23 protein-coding genes are annotated in these 22828 nt (G+C 56.5%); 15 read left to right on the top strand and 8 right to left on the bottom strand.

Annotated elements, in window-relative coordinates; all coding sequences use genetic code 11:
- Positions 1-19: 19 nt before the first annotated feature.
- Both hemD and hemC read right to left on the bottom strand, forming a co-directional pair.
- Positions 20-760 carry a uroporphyrinogen-III synthase gene (hemD, locus tag H7R56_RS23480; RefSeq protein ID WP_106929846.1) on the bottom strand — a complete coding sequence of 247 codons (741 nt, stop codon included), beginning with the start codon at positions 758-760 and terminating at the stop codon, positions 20-22.
- Positions 757-1698 carry a hydroxymethylbilane synthase gene (hemC, locus tag H7R56_RS23475; RefSeq protein ID WP_106929848.1) on the bottom strand — a complete coding sequence of 314 codons (942 nt, stop codon included), beginning with the start codon at positions 1696-1698 and terminating at the stop codon, positions 757-759. Before hemC ends, hemD begins: the two co-directional genes overlap by 4 nt.
- A 409-nt stretch (positions 1699-2107) precedes the next feature.
- Between hemC and cyaA the strand changes: the two genes are divergently transcribed.
- On the top strand, positions 2108-4654 hold the full coding sequence (gene cyaA / locus H7R56_RS23470; RefSeq protein WP_106929850.1) for a class I adenylate cyclase: 2547 nt from the start codon (positions 2108-2110) through the stop codon (positions 4652-4654).
- A 98-nt stretch (positions 4655-4752) separates the two neighbouring features.
- Here cyaA and cyaY read toward each other — a convergent pair whose 3' ends face one another.
- Complete coding sequence (cyaY, locus tag H7R56_RS23465; protein ID WP_106929852.1) at positions 4753-5073, bottom strand: iron donor protein CyaY; 321 nt, start codon at positions 5071-5073, stop codon at positions 4753-4755.
- A gap of 139 nt (positions 5074-5212) precedes the next feature.
- On the opposite strand from cyaY, the gene lptM reads away from it, so the two are divergent.
- From lptM to corA, 8 genes are all read left to right on the top strand, one after another.
- Positions 5213-5416: an LPS translocon maturation chaperone LptM gene (gene lptM, locus H7R56_RS23460; RefSeq protein WP_106929854.1), complete on the top strand. Its 204-nt coding sequence runs from the start codon at positions 5213-5215 to the stop codon at positions 5414-5416.
- 35 nt (positions 5417-5451) lie between these two features.
- Positions 5452-6276, top strand: a complete 825-nt coding sequence (gene dapF, locus H7R56_RS23455; protein WP_106929856.1) for a diaminopimelate epimerase — start codon at positions 5452-5454, stop codon at positions 6274-6276.
- Positions 6273-6980, top strand: coding sequence for a DUF484 domain-containing protein (locus H7R56_RS23450; protein ID WP_106929858.1), 708 nt, complete (start codon positions 6273-6275; stop codon positions 6978-6980). The genes dapF and H7R56_RS23450 overlap by 4 nt, the downstream gene beginning before the upstream one ends.
- Positions 6977-7879, top strand: coding sequence for a tyrosine recombinase XerC (gene xerC, locus H7R56_RS23445; RefSeq protein WP_106929860.1), 903 nt, complete (start codon positions 6977-6979; stop codon positions 7877-7879). Before H7R56_RS23450 ends, xerC begins: the two co-directional genes overlap by 4 nt.
- Positions 7879-8595, top strand: a complete 717-nt coding sequence (gene yigB, locus H7R56_RS23440; RefSeq protein WP_106929862.1) for a 5-amino-6-(5-phospho-D-ribitylamino)uracil phosphatase YigB — start codon at positions 7879-7881, stop codon at positions 8593-8595. Before xerC ends, yigB begins: the two co-directional genes overlap by 1 nt.
- Positions 8596-8660: 65 nt before the next feature.
- Positions 8661-10823, top strand: coding sequence for a DNA helicase II (gene uvrD / locus H7R56_RS23435; RefSeq protein ID WP_106929864.1), 2163 nt, complete (start codon positions 8661-8663; stop codon positions 10821-10823).
- Positions 10824-10970: 147 nt separating this feature from the next.
- Entirely contained in the window at positions 10971-11027 is a 57-nt protein-coding gene (ysgD, locus tag H7R56_RS27775; protein WP_218007475.1) for a YsgD/CorL family protein, read from the top strand.
- Between the two features lie 152 nt (positions 11028-11179).
- Positions 11180-12130, top strand: coding sequence for a magnesium/cobalt transporter CorA (gene corA, locus H7R56_RS23430; protein WP_106929866.1), 951 nt, complete (start codon positions 11180-11182; stop codon positions 12128-12130).
- A gap of 39 nt (positions 12131-12169) precedes the next feature.
- Here corA and rarD read toward each other — a convergent pair whose 3' ends face one another.
- Positions 12170-13063, bottom strand: coding sequence for an EamA family transporter RarD (gene rarD / locus H7R56_RS23425; RefSeq protein ID WP_106929868.1), 894 nt, complete (start codon positions 13061-13063; stop codon positions 12170-12172).
- Positions 13064-13113: 50 nt separating this feature from the next.
- Positions 13114-13581: an acyl-CoA thioesterase YigI gene (yigI, locus tag H7R56_RS23420; protein WP_106929870.1), complete on the bottom strand. Its 468-nt coding sequence runs from the start codon at positions 13579-13581 to the stop codon at positions 13114-13116.
- Positions 13582-13741: 160 nt separating this feature from the next.
- Between yigI and pldA the strand changes: the two genes are divergently transcribed.
- From pldA to rhtC, 3 genes are all read left to right on the top strand, one after another.
- A complete protein-coding gene (gene pldA / locus H7R56_RS23415) occupies positions 13742-14608 on the top strand; it encodes a phospholipase A (protein WP_106929872.1) in 867 nt (288 codons plus the stop codon).
- Between the two features lie 118 nt (positions 14609-14726).
- Positions 14727-16556, top strand: coding sequence for an ATP-dependent DNA helicase RecQ (gene recQ, locus H7R56_RS23410; RefSeq protein ID WP_106929930.1), 1830 nt, complete (start codon positions 14727-14729; stop codon positions 16554-16556).
- A gap of 81 nt (positions 16557-16637) precedes the next feature.
- Positions 16638-17261 (top strand): threonine export protein RhtC, encoded by a 624-nt coding sequence (gene rhtC, locus H7R56_RS23405; RefSeq protein WP_106929874.1) that lies wholly within the window; start codon positions 16638-16640, stop codon positions 17259-17261.
- Positions 17262-17308: 47 nt separating this feature from the next.
- On the opposite strand, the gene H7R56_RS23400 is transcribed toward rhtC, so the two are convergent.
- Together H7R56_RS23400 and rhtB are read right to left on the bottom strand one after the other, a co-directional pair.
- A complete protein-coding gene (locus tag H7R56_RS23400) occupies positions 17309-18205 on the bottom strand; it encodes an Rpn family recombination-promoting nuclease/putative transposase (protein ID WP_106929876.1) in 897 nt (298 codons plus the stop codon).
- Between the two features lie 155 nt (positions 18206-18360).
- Positions 18361-18981: a homoserine/homoserine lactone efflux protein gene (gene rhtB, locus H7R56_RS23395; RefSeq protein ID WP_106929878.1), complete on the bottom strand. Its 621-nt coding sequence runs from the start codon at positions 18979-18981 to the stop codon at positions 18361-18363.
- Between the two features lie 109 nt (positions 18982-19090).
- On the opposite strand from rhtB, the gene pldB reads away from it, so the two are divergent.
- The 3 genes from pldB to H7R56_RS23380 all read left to right on the top strand — a co-directional run bounded on the left by pldB (position 19091) and on the right by H7R56_RS23380 (position 21910).
- The gene (pldB, locus tag H7R56_RS23390) at positions 19091-20083 is read left to right on the top strand and encodes a lysophospholipase L2 (RefSeq protein WP_106929880.1); all 993 of its coding nucleotides are present in this window, start codon (positions 19091-19093) and stop codon (positions 20081-20083) included.
- Positions 20084-20124: 41 nt separating this feature from the next.
- Entirely contained in the window at positions 20125-20925 is an 801-nt protein-coding gene (gene yigL / locus H7R56_RS23385) for a sugar/pyridoxal phosphate phosphatase YigL (protein ID WP_106929882.1), read from the top strand.
- A gap of 85 nt (positions 20926-21010) precedes the next feature.
- Complete coding sequence (locus H7R56_RS23380) at positions 21011-21910, top strand: carboxylate/amino acid/amine transporter (RefSeq protein ID WP_106929884.1); 900 nt, start codon at positions 21011-21013, stop codon at positions 21908-21910.
- Here the strand turns inward: H7R56_RS23380 and metR are convergent.
- Complete coding sequence (gene metR / locus H7R56_RS23375) at positions 21798-22751, bottom strand: HTH-type transcriptional regulator MetR (RefSeq protein ID WP_106929886.1); 954 nt, start codon at positions 22749-22751, stop codon at positions 21798-21800. The two genes, H7R56_RS23380 and metR, sit on opposite strands and share 113 nt — an antisense overlap.
- Between the last annotated feature and the right edge of the window lie 77 nt (positions 22752-22828).

Raw genomic sequence — 22828 nt, 5'->3', positions numbered from 1 at the left:
TGGCTTCCAATTTTGAGAGTTATTGTAATGCGCGCAGCAGCGCATCGTTGTCTGCGCTATCGGCAACCTGAATATCCTGCCAGCCCATTTCCCGGGCCAGTTTTGCAATGCGCTCACTCACCACCAGTAACCGGCACTTGAGCAACCAGCTCTCCCGGTACCAGAGGGGAATCAGCGACCAAAGTTGTTGCAGCATTTCGCCGCTGGTCACCACGAGGGTCGAGACTTCCCGCGACTGCCAGCGCATGGCTTCTTCCGCGCCGTCATAGTGAATGGCGCTGCGCTGATAACATTCACATAAGGTGACGTCGGCGCCGCGGGCGGTCAGCGTTTCGGCTAACAGCTCCCGGCCGCCATTGCCGCGAAGAATCAGCGCTTTCTTCCCGGCAATATTTTGTAATTCAGGTAATTGTAGCAACACTTCGCTGATTTCCCGATCTAAAGGGTAGCGTACGTCAATGCCGCTAGCCTGATGCAGGGCCAGCGCGGTGGTGCGACCAATCGCAAAATAGCGTGGCGCGGTGGGCCAGCTAAGACGCTGCTGCTGCAGATGCGCATGGGCGAAACTCACCGCATGCTGTGAGAGCACGAACGCGAGATCTCCGTTGCTGAGCGCGCCGAGCGCCTGGCCGAGCTGGTTCAGCTCGCGACCGGGAGTAAACTCAATCAGCGGGAAGCTCCAGGCAACTCGCCCCAGCGCGCGCAAACGGCTCACGAGCTCTTCACTTTGCGGGGAGGGACGGGTCACCAGAATGGTCATTCGGCGGTGTCTCCGTCGTAGACGGCGGCAAGGATGGCGCGCGCGCCGTTATTGAGCAGTTCGTCGGCCAGCTCAATGCCCATCCGCTCGGCGTCTTCGGGTTTACCGCGACGTTCACCGCATACCATCTGGCTGCCGTCGGGCGCACCGACCAGCGCACGTAGCCACAGCTCGCCGTCAAGCAGTTCGGCATAGCTGCCGATAGGTACCTGACAGCCGCCTTCCAGTCGGGTGTTCATGGCGCGCTCGGCGCAGACGCGCACGGCCGTTTCTGTGTGGTTCAGGGGCGCGAGCAGCGCGCGGGTTTCGGCGTCGTCGAGGCGGCATTCGATACCGACGGCGCCCTGGCCAACCGCCGGTAATGATTCTTCCGGCGACATTGGCTGGCGAATACGTGACTCGAGAGCAAGGCGTTTCAGGCCGGCGACAGCGAGGATAATGGCATCGTAGTCGCCGTTATCGAGTTTACTCAGGCGCGTGCCCACGTTACCGCGCAGCGAGCGAATAACCAGGTCCGGGCGACGCCGTGCGAGCTGGCACTGGCGGCGCAGGCTGGAGGTGCCGACAATGCTGCCTGCCGGGAGATCGTCCATGCAGGCGTAATGGTTAGAGACAAAGGCATCGCGGGGGTCGTCACGCTCACAGATGGTGACCAGGCCAAGCCCTTCAGGGAACTCGACCGGAACGTCTTTCATCGAATGCACGGCAATATCGGCGCGGTTTTCAAGCAGGGCGAGCTCAAGCTCTTTGACAAAAAGTCCTTTACCGCCCACCTTCGCCAGCGGGGTATCAAGGATAATATCGCCGCGGGTCACCATTGGCACGAGCGTCACCGTTAGCCCAGGATGGCAGGCCTCCAGGCGTTCTTTTACATAGTGCGCTTGCCAGAGCGCGAGCGGGCTTTGGCGTGTGGCAATTCTCAAAACTTTGTCTAACATGCTTGTTACCGTCATCTATCGTCCGTTGTTCATCCTAACATTGTTGCCTTAATGATGTTAGTTTTCAGGGATTCATACCCTGAACAATTCGCGATGCAGGAAACGTGCCTTCCGCATAAATGAAGAGGTGCATAAACGGGGTTGTGTTTACCGTTTATTACTGGCACTGTCTTGATCGTATGCCGGGGTTTACAGCAGCATTCAATGCTACACTGGTTGTAGTGCAACATTCTTTACGGTCAACCGGCAAGGTGTTAAATTGATCACGTTTTAAACCATTTTTTGTCCAGAATTCGATAATCACAACGGCGGACAAAAACGGTAACGGTTCTTCTTGTTGAAATATTAAAGCCTCCGTATCGGTACCCATCTAAGATGCACCGGGGCTTTGAACATCAGGCGATATGTCTTGTACCTCTATATTGAGACACTGAAACAGAGACTGGATGCCATCAATCAACTGCGTGTGGATCGCGCGCTTGCTGCCATGGGCCCTGCTTTCCAGCAGGTATACAGTCTGCTGCCGACATTACTACATTATCATCATCCGCTGATGCCGGGTTACCTTGACGGTAACGTTCCCAAGGGCATCTGCCTCTACACGCCTGATGAAACCCAACGCCATTATCTTGACGAGCTCGAACTGCATCGCGGTATGCCGCCGCAGACCACCGCGAAAGGCGAACTGCCGATTACCGGCGTGTACTCGATGGGCAGTACCTCGTCCGTCGGCCAGAGCTGTTCCTCCGACCTCGACATCTGGGTCTGCCACCAATCGTGGCTCGATAATGACGAACGCCAATTGTTACAGCGCAAATGCAGCCTGCTGGAAAGCTGGGCGGCATCGCTGGGCGTTGAAGTCAGCTTCTTCCTGATCGACGAAAACCGCTTCCGCCATAACGAGAGCGGCAGCCTGGGTGGGGAAGACTGCGGTTCAACGCAGCATATTTTACTGCTCGACGAATTCTACCGTACGGCGGTACGCCTGGCGGGCAAGCGTATTCTGTGGAATATGGTGCCGTGCGAAGAAGAAGATCATTACGACGACTATGTGATGACCCTCTACGCCCAGGGCGTGTTGACGCCGAACGAATGGCTTGACCTCGGTGGATTGAGCTCGCTCTCTGCCGAAGAGTACTTTGGTGCCAGCCTGTGGCAGCTGTATAAGAGTATCGACTCGCCGTATAAAGCGGTGCTGAAAACCCTGCTGCTGGAAGCCTACTCCTGGGAATACCCCAATACGCGCCTGCTGGCGAAAGACATCAAGCAGCGTCTGCACGACGGCGAGATCGTCTCCTTCGGTCTTGATGCCTACTGCATGATGCTGGAGCGCGTGACCGAATACCTGAAGGCGATCGACGACGAAACCCGTCTCGATCTCGTCCGCCGTTGCTTCTACCTCAAAGTGTGCGAAAAGCTTAGCCGCGAGCGCGCCTGCGTCGGCTGGCGTCGTGAGGTGGTTGGGCAATTGGTGAAAGAGTGGGGCTGGAGCGAAGAACGCCTGGCGATGCTCGACAACCGCGCCAACTGGAAAATCGATCAGGTGCGTGAAGCGCACAACGAGCTGCTCGATGCCATGATGCAGAGCTACCGTAATCTGATCCGCTTTGCGCGCCGTAACAACCTCAGCGTTTCCGCCAGCCCGCAGGATATCGGCGTGCTGACGCGTAAACTGTACGCCGCGTTTGAAGCGCTGCCGGGTAAAGTGACGCTGGTGAACCCACAGATCTCCCCGGATCTTTCCGAGCCGAATCTGACCTTTATCTATGTGCCGCCGGGGCGCGCCAACCGTACGGGCTGGTATCTTTATAACCGCGCGCCGAACATGGAATCGATAGTCAGCCATCAGCCGCTCGAATATAACCGCTATCTCAACAAGCTGGTGGCCTGGGCCTGGTTTAACGGACTGTTGACCTCGCGTACGCGCCTGTTTATTAAGGGCAACGGTATTGTTGATCTGGCGAAACTGCAGGAAATGGTTGCTGACGTGTCGCACCACTTCCCGCTGCGCCTGCCGGCGCCAACGCCGAAAGCGTTGTACAGCCCGTGCGAAATTCGCCATCTGGCGATTATCGTCAACCTCGAGTACGACCCGACGGCGGCCTTCCGCAATCAGGTGGTGCATTTCGACTTCCGTAAGCTCGACACCTTTAGCTTTGGCGAAGACCAGAAATGCCTGGTTGGCAGCGTCGATCTGCTGTACCGCAACTCGTGGAACGAAGTGCGTACCCTGCACTTCAACGGCGAGCAGGCGATGATTGAAGCGCTGAAAACCATTCTGGGCAAAATGCACCAGGACGCCGCGCCGCCGGATAGCGTGGAAGTGTTCTGCTACAGCCAGCATCTGCGCGGTCTTATTCGTACTCGCGTACAGCAGCTGGTGTCTGAATGCATTGAACTGCGCCTCTCCAGCACCCGTCAGGAAACCGGGCGTTTTAAAGCGCTGCGCGTCTCCGGCCAGACCTGGGGCCTGTTCTTTGAACGTCTGAACGTGTCGGTGCAGAAGCTGGAAAACGCCATCGAGTTCTACGGCGCCATTTCGCACAACAAGCTTCACGGCCTGTCGGTACAGGTTGAGACTAACCATGTGGAATTACCGCCGGTGGTCGACGGTTTTGCCAGCGAAGGGATTATCCAGTTCTTCTTTGAAGAGTCGGGTGAGGACCAGGGCTTTAATATCTATATTCTCGACGAAAGCAACCGTGCCGAGGTGTATCACCACTGCGAGGGCAGCAAAGAGGAGTTGGTGCGCGATGTCAGCCGCTTCTACTCGTCGTCGCACGATCGCTTTACCTACGGCTCAAGCTTTATCAACTTTAACCTGCCGCAGTTCTATCAGATTGTGAAGGTCGACGGCCGCGCGCAGGTGATTCCGTTCCGCAGTCAGGCGGTTGTGCCACCGCCGTCGAACCACGATAGCGATAACGCCCCGCTGTTACAGCAGTATTTCTCGTGAGAGTCATGCCGGATGGCGTCTTCGCCTTATCCGGCCTACTCGGTTTGTGCTTTTTGTTGGCCGGATAAGGTGTTTACACCGCCATCCGGCAATCCACCTTAGCGGAAGCTCACCTCTTCGCCCGCCTGCTGTGTCGCCGCCTGTTCCAGCAGGTCCCAGAACGTTTCGCCGCTGCGATCGCACACCCATTCGTCACCCTTCAGGTCAAAATGGTAGCCGCCCTGCTTGGTTGCTAACCACACCTGGTGCAGCGGCTCCTGACGGTTAATAATGATCTTGCTGCCGTTTTCAAAGCTGATGGTCAGCACGCCGCCGTTGATTTCGCAGTCGATATCGCTGTCGCCGTCCCAGTCGTCCAGACGCTCTTCGATGGTCAGCCACAGGGTGTCTGCAAGGCGATGGAATTCACTGTCGTTCATTGTTGTTTCCCGTTATTTAGTGATGGCGGCAGTATAGCGTGAAACAAATCACGTTGCAGTCAGGTGCTTAACGCTTGCTTTTGCGCCTTCTCCTGCGATGATAGAAAATAGAAAGCATTGAACTACAGGCATCCTCAGAATGAATAAGATTTTTCGACCGCTGGCATTGTTACTCGCACTGTTTAGCCTTGCTGGCTGCGGCCTGAAAGGCCCGCTCTATTTTCCTCCGGCCGATAAGACGGCGGCACCGCCGGCCAAATCCGCCACGCCTCCAGTGCAAAGCGCGACGCCGGACCGTAACGATCGCGCCAATAGCGGCGGCCCAACGCAGGTTAATAACTAATATCATCGTGCTGTACCGCGCAACTGGAGTAGATGATGCAGTTCTCTAAAATGCATGGCCTCGGCAACGATTTCATGGTCGTCGACGCGGTAACGCAGAACGTTTTTTTCTCGCCTGAGCTGATCCGCCGTCTGGCGGACCGGCATCTTGGCGTGGGTTTCGATCAGCTGTTGATCGTCGAGCCGCCTTACGATCCGGACCTGGATTTCCACTACCGCATCTTCAACGCTGACGGTAGCGAAGTTTCCCAGTGCGGCAACGGCGCGCGCTGCTTTGCGCGCTTTGTGCGCCTGAAAGGCCTGACCAATAAACGTGATATCCGCGTCAGTACCGCTAACGGGCGCATGGTATTAAGCGTAACGGAAGACGATCTGGTGCGCGTGAATATGGGTGAGCCCAACTTCGAGCCTGCACAGGTGCCGTTCCGCGCGAACAAAGCGGAAAAGACCTATATTATGCGGGCGGCCGAACAGACAGTATTGTGCGGCGTGGTCTCCATGGGGAACCCACACTGCGTGATTCAGGTCGACGATGTTGAGACGGCGGCGGTTGAAACGCTGGGGCCGGTGATGGAAAGCCATGAACGTTTTCCAGAACGCGCTAACATTGGTTTCATGCAGGTTGTGCAGCGGGATCATATTCGTCTGCGCGTTTACGAACGCGGGGCGGGTGAAACCCAGGCCTGCGGAAGCGGCGCGTGTGCGGCTGTGGCCGTCGGCATTCAGCAAGGTCTGCTGGCGGAAGAAGTGCGCGTGGAATTGCCGGGCGGGCGTCTTGATATCGCCTGGAAAGGACCGGGCCAACCGTTGTTTATGACTGGCCCGGCGGCACATGTCTATGACGGATTTATTCACCTATGAAACAGGTTGGGGAAGAACAGCAGGACGCTATCGCCGCGCTAAACGACAGCGCGGTGGTGGACTATCTGCTGCAACATCCTGAATTCTTTATTCGTAATGCTGCAGCCGTTGAGCAAATGCGTGTCCCGCACCCGGTGCGGGGCATGGTCTCGCTGGTCGAGTGGCATATGGCGCGTTCGCGTAACTATATCGCGATGCTTGAAGAGAACATGGGCCAGCTGATGGAGCAGGCAACGGCCAACGAAGGCCTGTTTTATCGTCTGCTGCATTTGCAAAACCGGCTGGCCTGCGCGGAAAGCCTGGATGATTTGCTGCTGCGCTTTCACCGATGGGCGCGTGAGCTCGGGCTGGCAGGCGCATCTATCCGGCTGTTTTCCGATCGCTGGCGGCTTGGCGCACCGTCGAAATATACCGATCTCGTCCTTTCCCGTCAGGCATTTGAGCCACTGCGTATCCAGCGTTTAGGCCAGGGCAACCATTATCTGGGAACCCTCAATGGTCCGGAGCTGTTACTGGTATTACCGGATGCTAAGGCGGTGGGATCGGTGGCCATGTCGATGATGGGCAGCGACGGCGATCTGGGCGTTATCCTCTTCAGCAGCCGCGACCCGCACCACTATCAGCCGGGGCAAGGCACACAGCTATTACAGGAGATCGCCCTGATGCTGCCCGGGCTGCTGGAACGCTGGATAGAACGCGTATGACGGACTCCGAACTGGGGCTCTCTGTCGCCCGTTTCCTCCGCTATCTGGGCGTAGAACGGCAGCTCAGCCCGATTACCCTACTTAACTACCAGCGTCAGCTTGATGCCATTATTGAACTGGCCGCAGAGATGGGCCTGCAGAATTGGCAACAATGTGATGCTGCGATGGTGCGTAGTTTTGCGACCCGCAGTCGCCGTAAAGGGCTGGGCGCGGCAAGCCTGGCGCTACGCCTGTCTGCCTTACGCAGCTTCTTTGACTGGATGGTCAGCCAGGGCGTACTGCCCGCCAACCCGGCAAAAGGCATCGCCGCGCCAAAAGCGCCGCGCCACCTGCCGAAGAATATCGACGTCGACGACGTTAATCGTCTATTGGACATCGATCTTAATGATCCGCTGGCGGTGCGCGACCGCGCAATGCTGGAGGTCATGTACGGCGCAGGCCTGCGTCTGTCCGAGCTGGTGAATCTGGATATCAAACATCTGGACCTCGACACCGGCGAAGTGTGGGTCATGGGCAAAGGCAGCAAAGAGCGCCGTCTGCCGATTGGCCGCAACGCCGTCGCGTGGATAGAACACTGGCTCGATCTACGGGGCCTGTTTGGCAGTGACGAGGACGCGCTATTCCTCTCTAAGCTCGGCAAGCGAATTTCGGCGCGTAACGTGCAAAAACGCTTTGCCGAATGGGGCGTGAAGCAGGGGCTGAATAGCCACGTGCACCCGCACAAGCTGCGCCACTCGTTCGCTACCCATATGCTTGAATCGAGCGGCGATCTGCGCGGCGTACAGGAACTGCTGGGCCACGCCAACCTGTCGACCACCCAAATCTATACCCATCTTGATTTTCAACACCTTGCATCGGTGTACGATGCGGCGCATCCGCGCGCCAAACGGGAGAAATAATGCGTTTTTATCGACCGCTGGGCACGATTGCCGCGTTGACGTTTGACCTTGACGATACCCTGTATGATAACCGTCCGGTGATTGACCGTACGATGCAGGAGTCGCTGAATTTTGTGCGCGGCTACCATCCGGCGCTGGCGCACTTTGATGCCATAATGCTCCAGCGGTGGCGCGATGCGCTGTTGCAAACCGAACCGGAAATTTATCACGACGTCACCGAATGGCGCTGGCGTGCGCTGGAGTCCGGCATGCGCCAACTGGGGCTAACGGCGGCGGAAGCCAAAGCCGGTGCCGATGCGGCGATGGCTAACTTTGCGCAGTGGCGTAGCCGGGTTGACGTACCTCAGGAGACTCACGACACGCTGAAAAAGCTGGGCGAAAAATGGCCGCTGGTGGCGATCACCAACGGTAACGCTCAGCCCGAGCTGTTTGGCCTGAGCGACTATTTTGAATTTGTACTGCGCGCTGGCCCGGACGGGCGGTCGAAGCCGTTTGCCGATATGTACCATCTGGCCGCCGAGCGCCTGAACGTGCCGCTTGGCGCTATTTTGCACGTGGGCGATGATCTCACCACCGACGTGGCGGGCGCCGTGCGCTGCGGGATGCAGGCCTGCTGGATTAAGCCAGAAAACGCCGACCTGATGCAGACCGCCGATAGCCGTTTATTGCCGCATGTCGAGATTTCCCGGTTGGCATCTCTGACCTCGCTGATATAATCATCAGCAACTCTGTATAAAATTCCAGGGGTCTGACGGGACCCCGATTCTTTCCGGCGGTGCCAATGGACGTTTCTTACCTGCTCGACAGCCTCAACGATAAACAGCGCGAAGCCGTCGCGGCGGAGCGGACCAACATGCTGGTGCTCGCCGGCGCTGGCAGCGGCAAGACGCGCGTGCTGGTGCATCGTATCGCCTGGCTGCTGAGCGTTGAAAACTGCTCACCGTACTCGATCATGGCCGTCACCTTTACCAACAAAGCGGCGGCGGAAATGCGCCACCGTATTGGCGAGCTGATGGGTACCTCGCAGGGCGGCATGTGGGTGGGCACTTTCCACGGGCTGGCGCACCGTCTGCTGCGCGCCCATCATCTGGACGCCAACCTGCCGCAGGACTTTCAGATCCTCGACAGTGAAGATCAGCTGCGCCTGCTTAAGCGCCTGATTAAAGCCATGAATCTGGATGAGAAGCAGTGGCCGCCGCGTCAGGCGATGTGGTTTATCAACAGCCAGAAAGACGAAGGGCTACGTCCGCACCATCTGCAAAGCTACGGTAACCCGGTCGAGCAAACCTGGCAGAAGGTGTACCAGGCCTATCAGGAAGCCTGCGATCGCGCCGGGCTGGTGGATTTTGCCGAGCTGCTGCTGCGCGCCCATGAGCTGTGGCTTAACAAGCCACATATTCTTCAGCACTATCGAGAACGTTTTACCAATATCCTGGTGGACGAATTCCAGGATACCAACAACATTCAGTACGCGTGGATCCGCCTGCTGGCGGGCGATACCGGTAAAGTGATGATCGTTGGCGACGATGACCAGTCGATCTACGGCTGGCGCGGCGCGCAGGTGGAGAACATCCAGCGCTTCCTCAACGATTTCCCCGGCGCGGAAACCATCCGCCTGGAGCAGAACTACCGTTCGACCAGCAATATCCTCAGCGCGGCGAACGCCCTGATTGAGAACAACAACGGGCGTCTGGGCAAAAAGCTGTGGACCGACGGCGCCGACGGTGAACCGATCTCCCTCTACTGCGCGTTCAACGAACTCGATGAAGCCCGCTTTGTGGTCAACCGGATTAAAACCTGGCAGGACAACGGCGGCGCGCTGACCGAATGCGCCATTCTTTACCGCAGCAACGCCCAATCGCGCGTGCTGGAAGAGGCGTTGTTACAGGCCAGTATGCCGTACCGTATTTACGGCGGCATGCGCTTCTTCGAACGCCAGGAAATCAAAGATGCGCTTTCTTATTTGCGCCTGATTGCCAACCGTAACGACGACGCAGCGTTTGAGCGCGTGGTCAATACGCCGACGCGCGGTATCGGCGATCGCACGCTGGACGTGGTGCGTCAGACTTCCCGCGACCGCCAGCTGACGTTGTGGCAGGCGTGCCGCGAGCTGCTGCAGGAGAAAGCGCTGGCGGGCCGTGCGGCGAGCGCATTACAGCGTTTTATGGAGCTGATTGACGCGCTGGCGCAGGAAACTGCCGATATGCCGCTGCATGTGCAGACCGATCGCGTGGTGAAAGACTCCGGCCTGCGCACAATGTACGAGCAGGAAAAAGGCGAGAAGGGCCAGACCCGCATCGAAAACTTAGATGAACTGGTGACGGCTACGCGCCAGTTCAGCTACAACGAAGAAGACGAAGATTTAATGCCGCTGCAGGCATTCCTTTCCCACGCGGCGCTGGAAGCCGGGGAAGGGCAGGCCGATACCTGGCAGGACGCCGTGCAGCTGATGACCCTGCACTCGGCGAAAGGTCTGGAATTCCCGCAGGTGTTTATCGTCGGTATGGAAGAGGGGATGTTCCCAAGCCAGATGTCGCTGGATGAAGGCGGCCGCCTGGAAGAGGAACGTCGTCTGGCCTACGTCGGCGTGACGCGTGCGATGCAGAAGCTGACGCTGACCTACGCTGAAACCCGCCGTCTGTATGGCAAAGAGGTGTATCATCGTCCGTCGCGCTTTATTGGTGAACTGCCGGAAGCGTGCGTTGAAGAGGTACGCCTGCGCGCCACCGTGAGCCGCCCGGTGAGCCATCAGCGGATGGGTACGCCGATGGCGGAAAACGACACCGGCTACAAGCTCGGCCAGCGCGTACGCCATGCGAAATTTGGCGAGGGTACCATCGTTAACCTGGAAGGCAGCGGCGAACACAGCCGCCTGCAAGTTGCGTTCCAGGGGCAGGGAATTAAATGGCTGGTCGCGGCCTACGCCCGGCTGGAAACGGTATAACTTTCAGAAAAATATAATCATTTTGTAACGATCTGCTAGCCTTACGGAAGAGAAGGTAATTAATCCCGGTTAGCGTTTCGTTGCGTGTTGACGTCGTTTTTTTGCTGGCGTAACATGCGCGCACGATTACGCTAAGAGGACAAAGCCTTGGACACACCCAGTAGATGCTGGCTCACCTTCCTGTCATCCAGGAACAACTCCTAAGGCTATCCTCTTATGCTGATAGCCTTAGCGGTTGTCAGCGACCTGTATTTTATCCCGTCGCATTGAGTCAGGCTGTTTAATGGTCTGAAACCCCTGTAGTTTCTGTGTGCCCACCGGCTGTCCGATAATTTTTTGCATTGGGAGTCCCGGTCATGCTGAGCGCATTTCAACTGGAAAACAATCGTTTAACGCGTCTTGAGGCGGATGAGATCGATCACCTCGCCAGCTCGGTTTGGGTAGATTTGGTCGAGCCGGACGACGATGAACGAAACCGTGTGCAAAAGGATTTGGGCCAGAACCTGGCTACGCGCCCCGAACTGGAAGACATCGAAGCATCCGCACGTTTTTTTGAAGACGAAGACGGCCTGCATATTCACTCCTTCTTCTTCTATGAAGATGCGGACGATCACGCAGGTAACTCCACCGTCGCATTCACCATCCGCGAAGGGCGTCTGTTTACGCTGCGCGAGCGCGAGCTGCCGGCATTCCGCCTGTATCGTATGCGTGCGCGTAACCAGTCGATGGTTGATGGCAACGCCTACGAGCTGCTGCTTGACCTGTTCGAAACCAAAATCGAACAGCTGGCGGATGAAATTGAAAACATCTACAGCGATCTGGAAAAGCTGAGCCGCGTCATTATGGAAGGGCATCAGGGCGATGAGTATGACGAAGCGCTCTCGACGCTGGCGGAGCTGGAAGATATCGGCTGGAAGGTTCGCCTGTGTCTGATGGATACCCAGCGCGCGCTGAACTTTCTCGTGCGTAAGGCGCGTTTACCGGCCAGTCAGCTCGAACAGGCGCGCGAAATTTTGCGCGATATCGAGTCGCTGTTGCCACACAACGAATCGCTGTTCCAGAAGGTTAACTTCCTGATGCAGGCGGCGATGGGCTTCATCAACATCGAACAGAACCGCATTATCAAGATCTTCTCGGTGGTGTCCGTGGTGTTCCTGCCGCCGACGCTGGTGGCTTCAAGCTATGGGATGAACTTTGAGTTTATGCCAGAGCTGCGCTGGAGCTTTGGCTATCCGGGGGCGATTATCTTTATGATTCTGGCGGGGCTTGCGCCGTACCTGTACTTCAAACGTAAGAACTGGCTGTAAATGTCGTGCCGGATGGCGGCTTCGCCATCCGGCAACGTCTTAGCCCCGACGCCCTCGTCTTTGCGTATAAATTGCATCCATCACGAAAATCGCCAGCGCGACCCAGATAAACGCGAAGGTGACCATCTTGTCCGCCCCCGGTACTTCACCGTAGAACGTGACCGCCAGCAGGAACATCAGCGTAGGGCCAATGTACTGGAAGAACCCCAGCGTCGACAGGCGCAGGCGGGTTGCGGCGCCGGTAAAGCACAGCAGTGGAATGGTTGTCACCACGCCTGCGGCAATCAGCAGCAGGTTCAGAGACCACGGGTTATTGCCCATATGGCTGGTTGCGCTGTCGGCGATACCAAACAGATAAATCGCCGCCACCGGCAGTAGCCAGAGCGTTTCAAACAGCATACCCGTCTGCGCATCGACGGCGATTTTCTTACGCACCAGGCCGTAAAAGGCGAAGCTGAACGCCAGGCCCAGGGCGATAATAGGCAGCGAGCCGAAGGTCCACAGCTGCACCAGTACGCCGCAGATGGCCAAAATGACCGCCAGCCACTGCATATGGCGGAAGCGCTCGCCGAGGAAAATCATCCCCAGCAGGATATTCACCAGCGGGTTAATGAAGTAGCCGAGGCTGGCTTCCAGCATGTGATGATTGTTAACTGACCAGATAAACAGCAGCCAGTTACCGCCGATCAGCACCGCAGAGAGCGCCAGCAGAAAGACCTTTTTGGGCGTTTTCAGCAGCGTTCTCACCTGTGACCACTGACGGCTGATGCTAATCAAGGCCACCATAAAGAAAAATGACCAGATGACGCGGTGCGTCAGGATTTCATCGGCAGGGACATAGTAAATCAGCTTAAAATAGGCGGGCGCAATGCCCCAGATAAAATAGGCGGCAAGGGCGAGCAGTACGCCCTGCCGCGTCTGTTTGGGATCCATGTGAAACATCCATTACGAAAAAGTCGCGCAATTTTACGCGATTCTGGCGGTTATCCCACCATATAAGTCGCCGTAGCGCTGGCGATATGCGTTTTCTCTTCGTTGTGCAACTCGACGCGGGCAACCGCCACTTTGTTTCCGGCGCGCAGCAGCGTGCTGCTGGCGGTAAAGCGCGTGCCGCGGCCCGGGCGCAGGTAGTCGACCCGCAGGTCAATGGTGCCCATCTTCGACAGCCGCTGGCGCAGCTCGTCTTCGTTGATGGTATCGTGGCGCGTTAACGTACTGCCTACGCACACCAGACCGGCGGCGACGTCCAGCGCCGAGGCGATGACCCCGCCGTGCAAAATGCTTTGCGCCCAGTTCCCTACCATCATCGGCTGATTATTAAAGCTCAGCTGTGCGAAGGCTTTTTCATAGACCTCCAGCTCCAGATTCAAAGCGCGATTGAACGGCATATGGTAGACAAAGATTTCCCCAACCAGCTTGAGCGCGTCGGCGGCGGTGAGTTCGGCAGACATAATGACCTTATTTTGTTTGTTAATAAAATGTTGATTTTATGCCCTTCGGGTGTTGATTTCTACTTTCAGAAAGGTTTGATGAGCAAGAACCGTGTAAAAAGGTAGAATGCGTGTCATTTTATTATTCATTATTTTTATATATCTCAGGGGAAAGTGACTGATGCGACTCTCAAGGAGTGGGTTATTGGCGCTGCTGCTGCCTGTTTCGGCGTTGGCGCAGGAAGCGACAATTAAAGAAGTTCATGATGTTCCGGCGGTGCGCGGCAGCATTATTGCTAATCTTCTGCAGGAGCATGAAAATCCATTCACGCTCTACCCCTATGAAAGTAACTATCTGCTGTACACCTGGACCAGCGATCTCAACAAAGAAGCCATTCGCTCGTACGACTGGGCTGAAAACGCACGTAAGGATGAGGTGAAGTTTCAACTGAGTATGGCCTTCCCGCTGTGGCGCGGCATTCTGGGCGATAACTCGGTGCTGGCGGGTTCCTATACCCAGCGCTCCTGGTGGCAGCTTTCCAACAGCGGCGAGTCTGCACCGTTTCGCGAAACCAACTATGAGCCGCAGCTTTTCCTCGGCTTTGCCACCGACTACCGCTTTGCCGGCTGGACCCTGCGTGACGTCGAGTTTGGCTTCAACCATGACTCTAACGGCCGCTCTGATCCTACCTCGCGTAGCTGGAACCGACTATACACGCGTCTGATGGCGCAAAACGGCAACTGGCTGGTGGAAGTGAAGCCCTGGTACGTGGTTGGCGATACCGACGATAACCCAGATATCACCAAATACATGGGCTACTACCGGCTGAAAATTGGCTATCAGCTGGGCGATGCGGTGCTGAGCGCACAGGGACAATATAACTGGAACACCGGCTACGGCGGCGCGGAGCTGGGCGTGAGCTACCCCATCAGCAAACACGTGCGCCTGTACACACAGGTCTATAGCGGCTACGGTGAATCACTGATCGACTATAACTTTAATCAGACCCGCGTGGGCGTGGGTGTGATGCTTAACGATCTGTTTTAACTGCATATCCGCCGGTTTGTTGCGAGCACGGCCGAAGGAATTCGTCTAAAACATTGCAGTTTGGCACGCAGGCGCTGAAAATAGCGCCTGTTTTTATTTTCAGGTGAATGGGGTCAACGTGGCACAGGCGGAAGTTTTAAATCAGGAATCGCTGGCTAAACAGGTTTTGCAGGAGACCTTTGGCTATCAGCAATTCCGCCCGGGCCAGGAAACCATCATCGATACCGTACTGAGCGGGCGCGACTGTCTGGTCGTGATGCCTACCGGTGGCGGTAAATCCCTGTGTTATCAGATTCCTGCGCTGGTAATGGATGGCCTCACGGTGGTGGTTTCGCCGTTGATTTCGCTGATGAAAGATCAGGTCGATCAGCTGCTGGCCAACGGGGTAGCGGCGGCGTGCATTAACTCCACGCAAACCCGCGAGCAGCAGCAAGAGGTGATGGCCGGCTGCCGTAACGGGCAGATTCGTCTGCTCTACATTGCCCCGGAACGCCTGATGCTGGATAACTTCCTCGATCACCTGGCGCACTGGAATCCGTCGATGCTGGCGGTGGATGAAGCCCACTGTATCTCCCAATGGGGGCATGATTTCCGCCCGGAATACGCTGCGCTGGGCCAGCTGCGACAGCGCTTCCCCGCGCTACCGTTTATGGCGTTGACCGCCACCGCTGATGACACGACCCGCAGCGACATCGTTCGGCTGCTCGGGCTTAACGACCCGCTGATTCAAATCAGCAGCTTTGATCGGCCGAATATTCGCTATATGTTGATGGAGAAGTTTAAACCGCTCGATCAACTGATGCGCTACGTGCAGGAGCAGCGCGGTAAGTCCGGCATTATCTACTGCAACAGCCGCTCGAAGGTAGAAGACACCGCCGCGCGTCTGCAAAGCCGCGGTATCAGCGCGGGTGCCTATCATGCCGGGCTGGAAAACGACGTACGTGCCGACGTGCAGGAAAAATTCCAGCGCGACGATCTGCAAATTGTCGTGGCGACCGTTGCGTTCGGCATGGGTATCAACAAGCCCAACGTGCGGTTTGTGGTGCATTTTGATATTCCACGCAATATCGAATCCTACTACCAGGAGACCGGCCGTGCCGGACGAGACGGTCTGCCTGCGGAAGCGATGCTGTTTTACGATCCGGCGGATATGGCGTGGCTGCGCCGTTGCCTGGAAGAAAAACCCGAGGGCATGCTGCAAGACATTGAGCGCCATAAGCTTAATGCCATGGGAGCCTTTGCTGAGGCGCAGACCTGCCGACGCCTGGTGTTGCTCAACTACTTCGGTGAAGGGCGCCAGGAGCCGTGCGGCAACTGCGATATCTGTCTCGACCCGCCGAAGCAGTACGACGGCGTACAGGACGCACAGATTGCTCTGTCAACGATTGGCCGGGTTAACCAGCGCTTTGGTATGGGCTATGTGGTTGAAGTGATTCGCGGCGCCAACAGCCAGCGTATCCGCGAGTTCGGCCACGATAAGCTTAAAGTCTACGGTATGGGGCGTGATAAAAGCCATGAACACTGGGTCAGCGTCATTCGTCAGCTGATTCACCTCGGCTTCGTCACCCAAAATATCGCCCAGCATTCAGCCCTTCAGCTTACCGATGCGGCACGCCCGGTGCTGCGCGGTGAAGCGCCGCTCCAGCTTGCGGTGCCGCGTATTGTGGCGCTGAAGCCGCGCGTCATGCAGAAAGCGGCGGTCGGTAACTACGACAAGCAGCTGTTTGCCAAGCTGCGTAAGCTACGTAAAGCCATCGCTGATGAAGAAAACATCCCGCCGTACGTGGTCTTTAACGACGCGACGCTGATTGAAATGGCCGAACAGATGCCGATATCACCGAGTGATATGCTGAGCGTTAACGGCGTGGGGACACGCAAACTGGAGCGCTTTGGTCGGGAGTTCCTGGCGCTGATTCGCGCTCACGTCGACGGCGATGATGAAGAGTAGTCAGGCGGCGGAAAAAGTGTCAGGATAGTTACCCACTGTACTATTTTCCGCGAATGTATCGCCCCGTTTGGTAGGTCTATCATGATAACGCTGTTTCTCACCGTCGCGCTGGTGCACATCATTGCCTTGATGAGCCCGGGGCCAGATTTCTTTTTTGTTTCCCAAACAGCCGTCAGCCGCTCGCGAAAAGAAGCGATGATGGGCGTACTGGGAATTACCTGCGGCGTGATGGTTTGGGCTGGCGTGGCGCTGCTCGGTCTGCATCTGATTATCGAAAAAATGGCGTGGCTGCATACCATTATTATGGTCGGTGGCGGCCTGTATCTATGCTGGATGGGCTATCAGATGCTGCGCGGGGCGTTAAAGAAAGAAAAAGTATCGGCGGAAGCTGAACCGCAGGTTGAACTGGCGCAGGGTGGGCGAAGCTTTATGAAGGGGCTGCTGACCAATCTGGCTAACCCAAAAGCGATTATCTACTTTGGCTCGGTGTTCTCGCTATTCGTTGGCGACAGCGTTGGCGCAGGCGCGCGTTGGGGGATTTTCGCGTTGATTATCATTGAAACGCTGGCCTGGTTCACGATTGTCGCCAGCCTGTTCGCACTGCCCGCAATGCGTCGCGGCTATCAGCGTGCGGCGAAGTGGATTGACGGCGTGGCGGGCACCCTGTTTGCGGGCTTTGGCATTCACCTGATTATTTCGCGCTAACCGCGTTGTCCCACCCGAAGACGTGTTTCCGGGTGGGCTGCGTTATTTCAGCGAGTGAGCTGCTGTAGTTCATCGGCTGAAAGACCGGTGATTTCCATAATCATGCTATTGTCGAGACCTTTAGCCAGCATTGCTTTCGCAACATCCTGCATGGCGGCAAATTTACCTTCCTGAATACCTTCCTTTCGCCCAATCAGCTTCAACTCTTCTGCCATGGTCATAAATTTATCTCCATGCTCCGGCACGCGCTGTGCCAGCCCATACAATAATTTCTGAACGTTTCGAGCTTGTCCCACCTGTACCATGTAGTTTATCAGGATGGTTATTTGTTGTCCGCTCAACAGTCCTGATATGAACAGTTTGGCGAGCTTATCCTCCAGCTGTGCCATATCACGGAGACGGATATGCTTTTGTACCAGCGTAAGCGCGGCCATACTGCGATGTTGCATAATTTCTTCGTCAGGAATGGTGGTGATATCGACGAGCGGAAAAGCATGGCTGTAAAGCTGGATCGCCGCATTCGGATCGTGAAATTCATCCAGCCAGTTCAGTGTCCAGGGGTAGGGGCTGCGCTTGCCGTGATAGAACAGAATAGGGATTACTAGCGGCAGTTTCTTATGACCCGCATTGAGATGCTGCTGCATCGCCGCTACGGCGTAGCGTAGCAAGCGGAAAGCCATATGTTTGTCCGGCGAGCTCTGGTGCTCAATAAGAACATGGATATAGCCGCACCCGGTCATTGTTTGTAGGGAATAGATAATATCGTTGTAGTAAGGACGCAGGTCGTCCTCAATAAAACTCCCTGACTCTAAGCGCAGCGTCTCCAGTTTGCACCGTTTTATTAGCGCCGGCGGTAGGTGAATCTCGATAAAATCCCGCGCGGTTTCCACGCGGGACAGGAAGGTTTTGAAGACCGCGTCATGCGGTGAAGCAGCTTCCGCCATCGTCCGTCATCCTTGAATGAGAAGGTCTGGCGGTATTCTGGCACCGACGTGTCCGCGTCAATAACGGAAATTTAAAACCGTTTCCGGCTATGCGTGCGGCCTCGTACCAATTTGGCGGCCAGCAACGTTGGTGACAAAAAAACTGCGAGCCGCGTTCACGCGTGCCGTGCCGACGCCAGCAGCGCCCCTACCAGCATAAACAGTGAACCAAACACCTTATTCAACGCTTTCATCTGCTTCGGCCCTTTAATCCACGCCGAAATACGCTGCGCCAGCGTAGCGTAGCCAATCATCACGATGATATCGACCACGATGGTGGTCACGCCGAGTACCAGATACTGCATGACCTGCGGCTGATGCGGCACGATAAACTGCGGGAACAGCGCGGCAAGAAATACGATGCTTTTCGGGTTAGTCAGGTTTACGAATATCGCCCGCTGGAACAGCTTGCCTCGCGACTGTGTTTTCGCCAGCGTTTTCAAGTCGATAGCACCCGCTGCCCGCCACTGTTGGATACCGAGCCAAATCAGGTATGCCGCGCCCGCCCACTTCAGCACTTCAAACGCCAGCACCGAGCGGGAAAACAGCGTCCCCAGTCCTACGCCAACCAGCACGATATGAATCGCCAGACCGGTCTGCAGCCCGGCAATTGACGCCGCTGCGCCGCGGTAGCCGTGGTTGATGGAGGTTGTCATGGTATTGATCGCACCTGAGCCCGGTGACAGGCTGAGAATTATGGATGTTAGCAGGTAGGCGAACCACCATTCGAAGGTCATGAGAAACTCCCTGATTGTCTGTTTTTATGCCACAATACGCTAATGTGCAGACGTTGTGTTATACGTCACAAAAAAACAATTTTCAGCGGTTAACAGGGGTGGAAGCCCGATGTTTCAACAGCAAAAGGATTGGAATACCAGAGAAAACGCGTTCGCTGCGTTTACCACCGGGCCGTTAATGGATTTCTGGCGCGGGCGGGAAGAGGCAGAGTTTAGCGGCGTCGATTGCGTTCCGGTACGATTTGTTCGCTTCAGTTCGGACCAGCATGACCGGGTTATCGTGGTTTGCCCTGGGCGAATTGAAAGCTATGTGAAGTATGCGGAACTGGCGTACGATCTCTTCCACAGCGGTTTTGATGTACTGATTATTGACCATCGCGGTCAGGGGCGTTCCGGGCGTATGCTTTCGGATCCTCATCGTGGGCACGTGGCGAACTTTAGCGACTACGTCGACGATCTGGCCGCCTTCTGGCAGCAAGAGGTGCTGCCCGGGCGCTGGCGCCAGCGGTTTATTCTGGCTCACTCCATGGGGGGCGCGATTGCAACGCAGTTTTTGCAACGCTATCCGCAGGGCTGTGATGCCGTCGCGCTTTGCGCGCCGATGTTCGGTATTATCATGCGTCTGCCGGAATGGGTGGTACGGCCGCTTCTCGATTGGGCTGAGGGCCATCAGCGTCTTCGGGAAGGGTATGCCATGGGTACGGGTCGCTGGCATGCGCTGCCGTTCGGTCTCAACGTGCTGACCCATAGCCGCGAACGCTATCGGCGCAACGTGCGTTTTTACGCCGATGAACCCCGGCTACGCGTAGGCGGGCCGACGTACCACTGGGTCAGAGAAGGCATTCTGGCCGGGGAGCAAATCCTTGCCAACGCGGTGAACGACACGTTCCCGGTGCTGCTGATTCAGGCAGAAGAAGAACGCGTTGTGGATAACCGTATGCACGACCGTTATTGCGCACTTCGCGCCGAAGCGGGCCATCCCTGCGAGGGGGGTAAACCGCTGGTGATCGAAGGTGCCTACCATGAGATCCTTTTTGAAAAGGACACTATGCGCTCAGTCGCGCTCAATGCCATCGTCGATTTTTTCCATCGGCACCCTTAATTCGGCGTCAGCGCCGCACTTTTTAGAGGTTAAATTCGTTTATGTACCAGGTAGTCGCGTCCGATCTAGATGGCACCTTACTCTCCCCTGACCACCACTTAACGCCGTACGCCAAAGAGACGTTGCAGCTGCTGACCGAGCGCGGTCTGAACTTTGTGTTCGCCACCGGGCGTCACTATATCGACGTCGGGCAAATCCGCGATAACCTGGGGATCAAATCTTACATGATCACCTCCAACGGCGCGCGCGTGCACGACGCCGACGGCAAACAGGTTTTCGCCCACAACCTCGATCGTGATATTGCCGCCGATCTGTTTGGTATCGTCCACGGCAACCCGGATATCGTGACCAACGTCTATCGTGAAGACGAGTGGTTTATGAATCGCCATCGTCCGGAAGAGATGCGTTTTTTCAAAGAAGCGGTGTTCAACTACACCCTCTATGAGCCGGGTATGCTGGAACCGGAAGGCGTGAGCAAGGTCTTCTTTACCTGCAACGATCACGAGACGCTGCTGCCGCTGGAACAGGCGATCAACGCCCGCTGGGGCGACCGCGTCAACGTCAGCTTCTCCACCCTGACCTGTCTGGAAGTAATGGCCGGTGGTGTCTCAAAAGGCCATGCGCTGGAAGCCGTTGCAAAAGCGATGGGCTATACGCTGAAAGACTGCATCGCGTTTGGCGATGGTATGAACGATGCGGAAATGCTGTCGATGGCCGGTAAAGGCTGCATTATGGAAGGGGCGCACCAGCGTCTGAAAGATCTGCATCCAGACCTTGAGGTCATTGGTTCGAATGCCGATGACGCGGTGCCGCACTATCTGCGTAAGCTGTATCTCGATTAATTATTGACGAGTGTCTGTTTTGTAGTCAGTTGTCAACTTCCATCTCCGCTACAATGAATGTTCATTTTCCAATCGGACATTCATTGTGGCGCTCCTGATTATTACCACGATTCTGTGGGCTTTCTCGTTTAGCTTTTACGGCGAATATCTTGCCGGGCATGTTGATAGCTACTTTGCGGTGCTGGTGCGCGTGGGGCTGGCGGCGCTGGTGTTTCTGCCGTTCCTGCGTACGCGCGGGCACAGTCTGAAAACCGTGGGGCTGTATATGCTGGTGGGCGCGATGCAGCTTGGCATTATGTATATGCTGAGTTTCCGCGCATACCTGTATCTGACCGTATCGGAGCTTCTGCTGTTTACCGTGCTAACGCCGCTCTATATTACGCTGATTTATGACCTGATGAGCGGTCGTCGCCTGCGCTGGAGCTACGCTTTTAGCGCGCTGCTGGCGGTGATTGGCGCGGGGATTATCCGCTACGACCATGTCACCCACCATTTCTGGACCGGCCTGGTGCTGGTGCAGCTCTCTAATATCGTTTTCGCTATCGGTATGGTGGGCTACAAACGGCTGATGGAAACCCGCCCGATGCCGCAGCATAACGCATTTGCCTGGTTCTATCTTGGCGCGTTTCTGGTGGCGGTGGTGGCCTGGACGCTGCTTGGCAATGCGCAGAAAATGCCGCAGACGCTACCGCAGTGGGGCATCCTGGTGTTTCTTGGCGTGGTGGCGTCGGGAATTGGCTACTTCATGTGGAACTACGGTGCTACGCAGGTAGATGCAGGCACCCTCGGCATCATGAACAATATGCACGTACCTGCGGGCCTGCTGGTGAATCTGGCTATCTGGCACCAGCAGCCCCACTGGCCGACCTTCCTTACAGGCGCGGCTGTGATCCTGGCCTCGCTGTGGGTGCATCGGCACTGGATCGTTCGGCATTCTTCACAAACGGCAGATGATCGCAAGCGTGGTTCCGCGCTGAGCGAATAAACGCGTCCACGACCGGCTGACGCTGCTCGCCGTCGCGCACGGCGGCGTATAGCCGGCTCCACAGCCCTTCACCCAGGGTTTTGGTGACCACCAGACCCTGGCGCTCGAAGCTTTCCACCACCCAGTGCGGCAGGGCGGCAATGCCCATCCGCGCGGCCACCATCTGAATCAACAGCAGCGTGTTATCGACGCTTTTCAACTGCGGGCTGATCCCCGCTGGCTGCAGGAAGTGACGCCAGATATCCAGGCGCTGACGCTGCACCGGGTAAATCAGCAGCGTTTCCGCCGCCAGGTCTTCCGGCGTCACGCGTGCTTTGGTCGCCAGAGGGTGATCCGGTGAGAGAATCAGGCGCACTTCATAATCAAACATCGGTGAATAGTGCAGGCCGCTGCGTGGCAGAATATCGGATGTCAGGACAATATCGAGCTCGCTTTGCTGTAACGCTGGCTGCGGGTCGAAGGTGACGCCGGACTTAAAGTCCATCTCCACCTGCGGCCACTGTTTGCGGAAATTCTCAAGCGCAGGCGTCAGCCACTGAATACAGCTGTGGCATTCGATAGCAATACGCAGCGTTGCCTGCTGCGGCTCGTGGCAGGCCTGCAGCGCCTGCGCGATTTGCGGCAGCACCTGATTAGCCAGCTGCAACAGAATCTCGCCCTGCGGCGTGAAGCGCAGCGGCTGACTCTTGCGGACAAACAGTCGAAAGCCGAGGCGCTGCTCCAGATCGCTGAACTGGTGAGAAAGGGCGGATTGCGTCTGATGCAGCGTTGCCGCGGCAGCCGCGAGCGATCCGCTGTTTCGCAACGCCTGGAGCGTTTTCAGATGTTTAATTTCAATCATGAAAGTCCTTCACTTCGGCATGAACAATTTGCGCTTGAGGATTATACAGTACCTGTCGATTATGGATGTGTAAACAT

The organism is Klebsiella sp. WP3-W18-ESBL-02 (assembly GCF_014168815.1).
Lineage (GTDB): Bacteria > Pseudomonadota > Gammaproteobacteria > Enterobacterales > Enterobacteriaceae > Kluyvera > Kluyvera ascorbata_B.
The sequence above is the reverse complement of the archived record's forward strand: the minus strand, read 5'-3'. Positions and strand labels throughout refer to the sequence as shown.

What these genes read in the sequence shown, in the direction of transcription:
- H7R56_RS23450 (WP_106929858.1), top strand. Translation starts at nt 6,273, where the DNA reads ATGAAACAGGTTGGGGAAGAACAGCAGGACGCTATCGCCGCGCTAAAC.
- pldB (WP_106929880.1), top strand. Translation starts at nt 19,091, where the DNA reads ATGTTTCAACAGCAAAAGGATTGGAATACCAGAGAAAACGCGTTCGCT.
- dapF (WP_106929856.1), top strand. Translation starts at nt 5,452, where the DNA reads ATGCAGTTCTCTAAAATGCATGGCCTCGGCAACGATTTCATGGTCGTC.
- yigB (WP_106929862.1), top strand. Translation starts at nt 7,879, where the DNA reads ATGCGTTTTTATCGACCGCTGGGCACGATTGCCGCGTTGACGTTTGAC.
- xerC (WP_106929860.1), top strand. Translation starts at nt 6,977, where the DNA reads ATGACGGACTCCGAACTGGGGCTCTCTGTCGCCCGTTTCCTCCGCTAT.
- corA (WP_106929866.1), top strand. Translation starts at nt 11,180, where the DNA reads ATGCTGAGCGCATTTCAACTGGAAAACAATCGTTTAACGCGTCTTGAG.
- yigI (WP_106929870.1), bottom strand. Translation starts at nt 13,581, where the DNA reads ATGTCTGCCGAACTCACCGCCGCCGACGCGCTCAAGCTGGTTGGGGAA.
- uvrD (WP_106929864.1), top strand. Translation starts at nt 8,661, where the DNA reads ATGGACGTTTCTTACCTGCTCGACAGCCTCAACGATAAACAGCGCGAA.
- hemC (WP_106929848.1), bottom strand. Translation starts at nt 1,698, where the DNA reads ATGTTAGACAAAGTTTTGAGAATTGCCACACGCCAAAGCCCGCTCGCG.
- pldA (WP_106929872.1), top strand. Translation starts at nt 13,742, where the DNA reads ATGCGACTCTCAAGGAGTGGGTTATTGGCGCTGCTGCTGCCTGTTTCG.
- metR (WP_106929886.1), bottom strand. Translation starts at nt 22,751, where the DNA reads ATGATTGAAATTAAACATCTGAAAACGCTCCAGGCGTTGCGAAACAGC.
- lptM (WP_106929854.1), top strand. Translation starts at nt 5,213, where the DNA reads ATGAATAAGATTTTTCGACCGCTGGCATTGTTACTCGCACTGTTTAGC.
- cyaY (WP_106929852.1), bottom strand. Translation starts at nt 5,073, where the DNA reads ATGAACGACAGTGAATTCCATCGCCTTGCAGACACCCTGTGGCTGACC.
- hemD (WP_106929846.1), bottom strand. Translation starts at nt 760, where the DNA reads ATGACCATTCTGGTGACCCGTCCCTCCCCGCAAAGTGAAGAGCTCGTG.
- rhtC (WP_106929874.1), top strand. Translation starts at nt 16,638, where the DNA reads ATGATAACGCTGTTTCTCACCGTCGCGCTGGTGCACATCATTGCCTTG.
- rarD (WP_106929868.1), bottom strand. Translation starts at nt 13,063, where the DNA reads ATGGATCCCAAACAGACGCGGCAGGGCGTACTGCTCGCCCTTGCCGCC.
- yigL (WP_106929882.1), top strand. Translation starts at nt 20,125, where the DNA reads ATGTACCAGGTAGTCGCGTCCGATCTAGATGGCACCTTACTCTCCCCT.
- rhtB (WP_106929878.1), bottom strand. Translation starts at nt 18,981, where the DNA reads ATGACCTTCGAATGGTGGTTCGCCTACCTGCTAACATCCATAATTCTC.
- H7R56_RS23400 (WP_106929876.1), bottom strand. Translation starts at nt 18,205, where the DNA reads ATGGCGGAAGCTGCTTCACCGCATGACGCGGTCTTCAAAACCTTCCTG.